This is a genomic window from bacterium, from assembly GCA_027622355.1.
In the GTDB taxonomy this organism is placed as follows: Bacteria; UBA8248; UBA8248; order UBA8248; family UBA8248; genus JAQBZT01.
Genome location: JAQBZT010000147.1, coordinates 1 through 7,519, shown reverse-complemented (window position 1 = coordinate 7,519; position 7,519 = coordinate 1). Strand labels below are relative to the sequence as shown.

Below are 7,519 nucleotides of genomic sequence, written 5' to 3'. Positions count from 1 at the left end.
TCCCGCCACTTTGTAGTCCGCCATGAAAACCTCCGCGTTGGGGTCATCCCTGCCCCCAGGAAAGGGGGTGGGTCAGATTCATATTTGTCAGACGATACGGGGTCTATTATTCGGGGTGTGGCCGGAGGGAGTCAAATCCTCGAGAGAAATTCTGGAGAGGAGCGTGCCAGCCTAGTCCGGAACGCCGGGGGGGCGCTCGCCGTGCATGGCGCGGATTTTGGTCTTGATGTTTCCCCGGACGTTGAAATCGCCCTCGACCCAGACCCACTTGGGGGCGCAGACTGCCACCAGATCGTCCAGTATCCGGTTCACGGCCTGCTCGTGGAAAAGTGACTGGTCGCGGAAACGATTGATGTAGAGCTTGAGCGATTTGAGCTCGACGATTTGCGTTCCCGGGATGTACCGGATGCGCATGGTCGCGAAATCGGGAAAGCCGCTGATCGGGCATAGGCAGGTGAATTCGGGGATACTGAAGTCGATCACGTAGTCCCGATCGGGAGATGGATTGGGCACCGCCTCGAGCCGCGCCTCCTCGATCATCTTCGCGCCGTACTTTTTCTCATCGCCCACCGCGGCACTCTCCCGGAGAAATCCTCCCCTCACGCCCCCGGCGTGAGGTTAACGAGCATGGCGCCGTCCTTGCGGGCGACGAAAGTGTCATAGGCCTCCTGGTACTGGCGGAGCGGGAAGCGATGGGTGATGTAGGGCGTGACCTGGATCCGCCCGCCCTGGATCATCGCGATGACCTCATCGCCGCAGTTCGGATTCGCGCGCACGCCGAAAATGTCCATCTCTTCGAGGACGACGCGCTTCCACACGAAATCGGGAATATCGTCGGGAATCCCCGTGATGGCGATGCGCGCACCCTTGCCGGCGCACTCGACCGTCCACTTGAAGCTCTCACTCGTCCCCGCCGTCTCGAGGACGACGTTGGCTTTTTTGCCATCCGTCATCTGGTGAATCTTTTCGGGAACCCCACCCTCGCGGTAGCTTACCGTCTCGACCCCCTGGGCGGCGATCATCTCGAGGCGCTTGCCGCCGCCCACGACGATCACCCGGCCCGCGCCCAGGGCGCGCGCCGACTCGAAGGCGAACACACCGATCGGCCCCGAGCCGAGGACAACAACCGTGTCGCCCGCGTTGATCCCGGCGCGCTTGGCCGTCCAGAGGCCGCAGGCGGCCGGATCGACAACAGAGCCCACCTCGAAGGGCATGTCCTTGGGCATCTTGTGCAACGCCCGGATGTTGTTGGCGACGTACTCGGCGTAGGAGCCCTGCGAGACGTGGCCGTACTGGCGGTGACCAGTGATGGTGTTGCCATAGTTGTAGCAGAGGTTGTAGCGCCCGATGAGGCACATTCGGCAGGCGCCGCAGCCGGCGTGGCTGGTTCCCGCCACATGGTCGCCCATCTCCAGACCGAAGCCCTCGGTGTGGGGCCCCATGGCCACGATGCGGCCGGCCCATTCATGGCCGATGATGGCCGGGAACTGGCTCGGCCACCGAGGGGCATGGTTTCCCTTGATGATCTCGATGTCCGTGCCGCAGATGGTCGTGCTCTCGACCTTGACGAGCACCTCGCCCGTCAGCGGCACCGGCGTGGGGGCCAGCCCCACCTCCAGCTCGTTCGGGGCATTGAGAAAAACCGCCTCCATCTCCTTTTTGACTTCCTCGCCGTAGCGGACGCCGTTCGGTTCGCTCATTCGCAGGCTCTCCCCAATTTTCCCCGAAGGGAAAGCGATTCAAAGTGGATTCGGCGGTCGAACTGAATTTTTCCGCAAATGCAAAGAATTTCCGGTCGCTGCGCGCGGAATGTCCCTGATTAACTACCCTTCCGCCGCCGTGCGGTCAAGCCCGGATGCGGGCGGGCCCGGCCAGTGGACGTCCACCTCCTCGCGGCTCGGCCATCGTCCTCCCCACAGGCGGTGCAGACCGCGGACGATGTCGTTTCCGATCAGCGAAAACACCGGGACAAGCACCAGGGTGATGACGGTTGCGAAGAGCAGGCCGAAGCACAGGCTGAGGGCCATCGGGATGAGGAACTGCGCCTGGAAGCTTCGCTCGAAGATCATCGGCCCCAGGCCCGCGGCCGTGGTCAGGGTGGTCAGGACGATGGGCCGGAAGCGCGATATCCCCGCCTGCACGAGGGCCGGGTGCACCTCGGTCCCCCGCGAGATGAAGCGGTTCACGAAATCGAGCAGAACGAGCGAGTCGTTCACCACCACCCCGGAGAGGGCGACGACCCCCAGAAGACTCATCATCGAAATATCGTAACCCATGAGGATGTGCCCCCACACGGCCCCGACGAAGCCGAAGGGGATAGCGCTCATCACGATGAGGGGCTGAAAGTAGCTGCGGAACAGGGTGGCCAGAATGCCGTAGATGACCATCGCCGCGATCAGGAATCCACGGAAGAGGCTCCCCAATGATTCGCGCGTGTCCTTCGCCTGCCCCTCGAAGCGCACCCGCACCCCCGGAATGGAGCGGAGCAGTTGCGGAAAGAATGTCTTTTGAAGCGCCCCCAGAATCTCGGTCGGATTGGCCTTGGCCTCGTCGATCTCCGCCGTGACCGCGATGACGCGCCGCCGGTCGATGCGCTTGATCTCCGAGAGGCCGCGGGTCATCTGGACATCGGCCACCTCGGAGAAGGGAATCTCCACCCCCGTCCCCGTGCGGATGCGCATGTTTTCGACATCTCCCAGCGCCCGGCGCTCCTCGGGCGGATAGCGGAGTTTCACCTTCACGTCGTCCCTCCCGCGCTGGAGGCGCAGTACCTCGAGGCCGAAAAAGCCGGCCCGCAGCTGAAGAGCCAGATCCTGCAGCGTCACCCCCAGCACCCGCGCCTGCGGCTTGAGCGCCGCGCGCAACTCCAGCTTGCTGGGGCGGAAGTCATCCTCGATGTCCTGCACGCCGGGGTATTTTTTGAGCTCTGCCTTGAGCGCGGCGGCTGCCGCGCGAAGATCCGCGATACGATCACCCGCGAATTGCACCTCGATTGGTTTTCCGCTGGGGCGTACCGCCACTCCGCCAAAAGTCAGGCTGATGGTGTCCGGGATCAGGCCGGTCAATTCCCGCCACCGGTTGACGAGTTCGTTGCTGGAGAAGCCGCGCCGCTCCGAGGGGAGAAGCTCGACGATCAAGTGCGTAACGTGACTGCCCGATACAGTCGTGCGGTTTTGTGTCACGTGAACCCCGAGCAAGGAAAATACATGCTTGACGGCGGGCTCGCCCGTTTTTGTCTTGAATTCCATATTGAGCGCCTTCGCGGCCACCTCGATCCGCTTGGCGGCATTGGCCGTCTGCTCGATCGGGGTTCCCTCCGGGAAAATGAGCCTGGCCTCCACCCAGTCGGCGTCGAATTTCGGGAAGAACAAAAATCGCACGTGGCCGCCGACCGCCAGCCCCAGCGTGATGACGAAGACCGCCACCGCCGCGGCCGCAACCAGGTACCTGGCCTCCAGGCAAAACCGCACGGCGGGGGCATAGGTCCTGTGAATCGTCCATTCGACCCGCCCGTCGATCCGGGCGCGGAGCCGGCTGGAGAAGGTTCCCTCTCGCGGGAGGCGGAGCCAGTCCGCCAGGTGCGCCGGGAGAATGAACAGCGACTCGATCAGCGAGGCGATGAGCGAGGCGATCACCACCACCGGCAGCACCGCCATGAACTTTCCGATCGTCCCCTCGACCATCATCAGTGGCACAAAGGCGGCGATCGTGGTGGTGACAGTGCCTACCACTGGCCAGGCGACCTCGTAGGCCCCCTCGATGGCGGCCTCGAGAAACGGCCGGCCCTCCTTAAATTTCGTGTAGATATTTTCGGCCACCACGATGGCGTCATCCACCAAGATACCGAGCACCATGATGAAGGCGAACATGGAGAGCATGTTCAAGGTGCCGCCGACGAAATTCAGAAAACCGAGCGCCGCCATAAGCGCAACGGGAATGCCCATCGCCACCCAGAAAGAGAGCCGGATGTTCAGGAAAAGCCACAGTGACAAGAACACCAGGACCAGCCCGAGGCGGCCGTTCCGCAAAAGGAGGTCGAGCCGATCCTCGATCATCCGCGAGGTGTCCGCCCAGTGGGCAATCTCCACGCCCCTGGGCAGTTCCTTCCGCTTCCTTTCCACATAGGCCTTGACCGCCTTGGCGATACCCAGAGCGTCTTCTTCCTCGGTCTTGTTCACGACGATCAGGGCAGCCGGCTTGCCGTTGAAGCGGCCCGTCTGATCGGTGTCCTCGAAGCCGTCCACGACGCGGGCGATCTCGCCCAGACGCAGGATGGTCCCGTCCTTTCGGGTGAGGATCACAAGGTTTTCGAATTCCCTGCCGGTGTAGCGCTTGCCCAGCGTGCGGATGCGGATGCGCCGCTCGGGGGAGCGGATGTCGCCCCCGCTCAGCTCCAGCACGTTCTTGCGGATGATGTCGGCCAGCCCGCTGAAGGTGAGCCCGTACTGACGGAGGGTGGCCTCGGAAACCTCGATGGCGATCTCCCACTCCCGCAGGCCACTGATCACCACCTGGGAAACCCCCCGCATCTCGATCAGATCGTCCTTGATCTCCTCGGCGATGCGCTTGAGGGCGACCTCGGGCACGTTTCCGTACACCGCGATGTCGAGCACCTGATCGATTCGCTTGACCTCAGTGACGACGGGCCGCTCGATCTCGTCCGGGAAAGTGTCAATCTGGTCCACCGCATCCTTGATGTCGTCTTGGGTTTTCCGGAGGTCCTTCACCCAGGATTCCAGCTCGGCAACGACGACGCATCGGTGTTCCAGGGCGGTGGAGGTGATCTGCTTGACCCCCTCGACGCTGGTCAGCGCCTCCTCGATCTTGATGCAGAGCCCCTCCTCGACTTCCTCGGGGCTCGCCCCCTCCCAGGTGACGGCGACCTGAACCCGGTCCAGCGAAAACTGGGGCACCAGCTCGCTCTTGATCTGAACGATTGCGCCGACGCCGAAGATGATCAGGATGGCCATCAGGAGATTGGCGAAGACCGGATTCTCCGCCGCCACCGCGATCATGCGCTTCATGGGCGGGCCGCCCGGGGAGATGGGGCGGGAGAATCTTCGGCGGTACGCAGGTGCATCCCCGGAACCGGGGCCGGGATGACCGAGAGGATGAGCCGCTCCCCTTCCCGGATGCCGTTGCTGATCACCGCCTCATTCTCCCCCTTGCGAATGACCTGCACGCGCCGCACGTCGAGCCGGTCCTCTTTCATGATGTACACATCGTCATTCTCGTGCAGCGCCGCGCGGGGAATGACGAAAACATTCTGAACCGTCACCCCCTCGATGCGCGCGCGCACGAACATGCCCACGACGAGGGGAGGATGTTTGCCGGGCTGCCAGTTTTTCCGCGGCTCGGGCACTTCGACCACCAGGGTGAGCGCCCGCGTGGTTTCATCGAGGCCGGCTCCCACCACCGACACTTGGCCGTCCCAGCGGAACGTCTGGCCGAACCGCGTCCAGAGAATCTCCGCGCGGGGAAAAAACTGTTGCACCTCCTCCTGGGTGCGGGGAAAAGCGGCGCCGCCGCTTCCGCGGCGGAGCGCCCACCGGACATCCTCGACAGGGAGAGAGACGGGCACCTCGAGGACGGAGACATCGTGGATCTTTCCGACCGGCTCGCCCACCCGCGCAAAATCCCCCACCTCGAGCGTGGTCTCCCGGACCCGGCCGTCGAAGGGCGCGCGCATCTTCGTCCGCTCGAGGTTGAGCAGGGCTTCCTGCAGCTGGGCGCGCGTCACGAGAAGCGCGGCCTCTTTCTGTGCGATCTGGGAGGGGATGAGCGCCAGGGCGTTCCGGCTGGCCTGAACCGCCTGCTCCTGGCGGATGTAGGACTGGGTGGAGGCGTCGAGCTGGCCGGGAGAGATGACCCCCTGCTTGCGAAGCCTCTGGTTCCGCGCCAACTCATTCTCGACGATTTTCAGCTGGCGCTGGTTGATGGCCAGATCCGCCCGGTGGTTTTTCTCCTCCTGGCGGAGGCGGGCGATGTCCGCTTCGAGCTGAACAATCTGCGCCCGCCGCTGGGCCGCCGCCAGCTCGTAGTTCACCGGGTCGATCTCGAAGAGCACCTCTCCCTTGGGAACAAAACCGCCGGTACGGAAACCGGGAGAGCGGCGGATGATCCGGCCCAAAACCTCGGGGACCAACGTGATCTCGGTTTTCGGGCGAACCGTGCCGTAGGCCGTGATCCAGAAGGTTTTCTCCACCTTTTTCAGAACGCTCGTGCGGACCACCCGTCCGGCACGGGTGACAGCGGCTGTCTCCGGGCGCGGACGGTTGCGGATCAGGTATACGCCGATCGCCAGACCGGCGATCAACACACCCACGGCACCGGCCACAAACCATTTTTTCCGGTCCATCTCGAAATTCAATTGATCTCACCTCCAGAACGGCAAGAGGCTTTCCCTTCTCTCCGGGAAGTATACCCGCACCCGGCAACCCCGGCCTACCCCGCGGGCCGCTCAATGAACTCCAGCGTGTTGCCCTCCGGGTCCTCCAGGTAGACCACCCGCCCCCCGGCGTTCGGGCCGTCGGGAATCTCGATGGGGGGCGAGATGAACTTCACCCCGCGGGCGCTGAGCCGCTCGTACATCCCCTGCATATCGTCCACGTTGTAGGCGATATGGGCGCTGCCAGGATTGTTCGTCGCCGTGTCGATCCGCACCCCCTTCGCCTTCGTGTACTCGACCAGCTCGATATGATAGCCGCCCCCTTTAATGTAGATGTTCCGGAGTTCCGCGCCAGGGATCCCGGTAACTTTTTCGGTGTAATCCTGCGGGCGGCGCGCATCCACGGCCACCTCGAATCCCAGCCGGTCGCAGTACCACTCGGCCAGCGCCCCGGCGTCGGCGACCGTGAAACTGGTGTGGTTGATGCTGAGAAGAGCCATCTTCTTCCTCCCCCTTGTCCACATCGCAAATATCGAAAAAAAGGCCCCTTCGCGGGGAAGGGGCCTGAGAGGTCCAAAAGCAGAAAAAAACCGCGTCAGACCGTCACGCCCATCGCCTTTTTCACCGCCTCGGTGATCCGTTCGGGACTGGGCAGCACGTACTCCTCCAGCGTGGGCTCAAAGGGGATTGGCGCCTGACGGGCCGCCACCCGGCCGATGGGGGCATCCAGATAGTCGAAGGCCTCCTCCTGAATCGCCGCGGCGATCTCCGCGCCCACGCCGCTGTGCAAGTGCCCCTCCTCGACCACGACGCAGCGGTTCGTCTTTCGGACCGACTCGGCGATGGTGGCCGTATCGAGCGGGGCCAGCGAGCGCGGATCGACCACCTCGGCGCTGATCCCCTCGCCCGCCAGCGCATCGGCGACCTTGAGGCAGTTCACCACCTGATAGCCAATGCCCACCAGGGTGATGTCGGTGCCCGCGCGCTTCACGGCGGCCGAGCCGAAGGGGACGATGTGATCCCCGTCGGGGACCGGCCCCTTGGTCTTGTAGAGCATCTTGTGCTCGGAGAAGAAGACCGGGTTGTCGTCCCGGATCGCGGCCTTGAGCAGCCCCTTCGCGTCGGCCGGAT

General features: G+C 63.8%; 6 protein-coding genes. All 6 read right to left on the bottom strand.

All coding sequences use genetic code 11. The features are described 5' to 3' along the window. Positions 1-171: 171 nt before the first annotated feature. Positions 172-570: a preQ(1) synthase gene (gene queF, locus O2807_09465; GenBank protein MDA1000722.1), complete on the bottom strand. Its 399-nt coding sequence runs from the start codon at positions 568-570 to the stop codon at positions 172-174. A gap of 29 nt (positions 571-599) precedes the next feature. Next, positions 600-1,700, bottom strand: coding sequence for an alcohol dehydrogenase catalytic domain-containing protein (locus O2807_09460; GenBank protein ID MDA1000721.1), 1,101 nt, complete (start codon positions 1,698-1,700; stop codon positions 600-602). 123 nt (positions 1,701-1,823) lie between these two features. Beyond that, a complete protein-coding gene (locus tag O2807_09455; protein MDA1000720.1) occupies positions 1,824-5,024 on the bottom strand; it encodes an efflux RND transporter permease subunit in 3,201 nt (1,066 codons plus the stop codon). Further along, entirely contained in the window at positions 5,021-6,370 is a 1,350-nt protein-coding gene (locus O2807_09450) for an HlyD family efflux transporter periplasmic adaptor subunit (protein MDA1000719.1), read from the bottom strand. The genes O2807_09455 and O2807_09450 overlap by 4 nt, the downstream gene beginning before the upstream one ends. A gap of 74 nt (positions 6,371-6,444) precedes the next feature. Beyond that, on the bottom strand, positions 6,445-6,888 hold the full coding sequence (locus O2807_09445) for a VOC family protein (protein ID MDA1000718.1): 444 nt from the start codon (positions 6,886-6,888) through the stop codon (positions 6,445-6,447). Between the two features lie 95 nt (positions 6,889-6,983). After that, the coding region (locus O2807_09440; protein ID MDA1000717.1) for a hypothetical protein at positions 6,984-7,519 on the bottom strand (536 nt) is incomplete at its 5' end.

Excerpts from the sequence above, each read along its gene's own strand:
- O2807_09460 (MDA1000721.1), bottom strand. The coding sequence starts at position 1,700 with ATGAGCGAACCGAACGGCGTCCGCTACGGCGAGGAAGTCAAAAAGGAG.
- O2807_09455 (MDA1000720.1), bottom strand. The coding sequence starts at position 5,024 with ATGAAGCGCATGATCGCGGTGGCGGCGGAGAATCCGGTCTTCGCCAAT.
- O2807_09445 (MDA1000718.1), bottom strand. The coding sequence starts at position 6,888 with ATGGCTCTTCTCAGCATCAACCACACCAGTTTCACGGTCGCCGACGCC.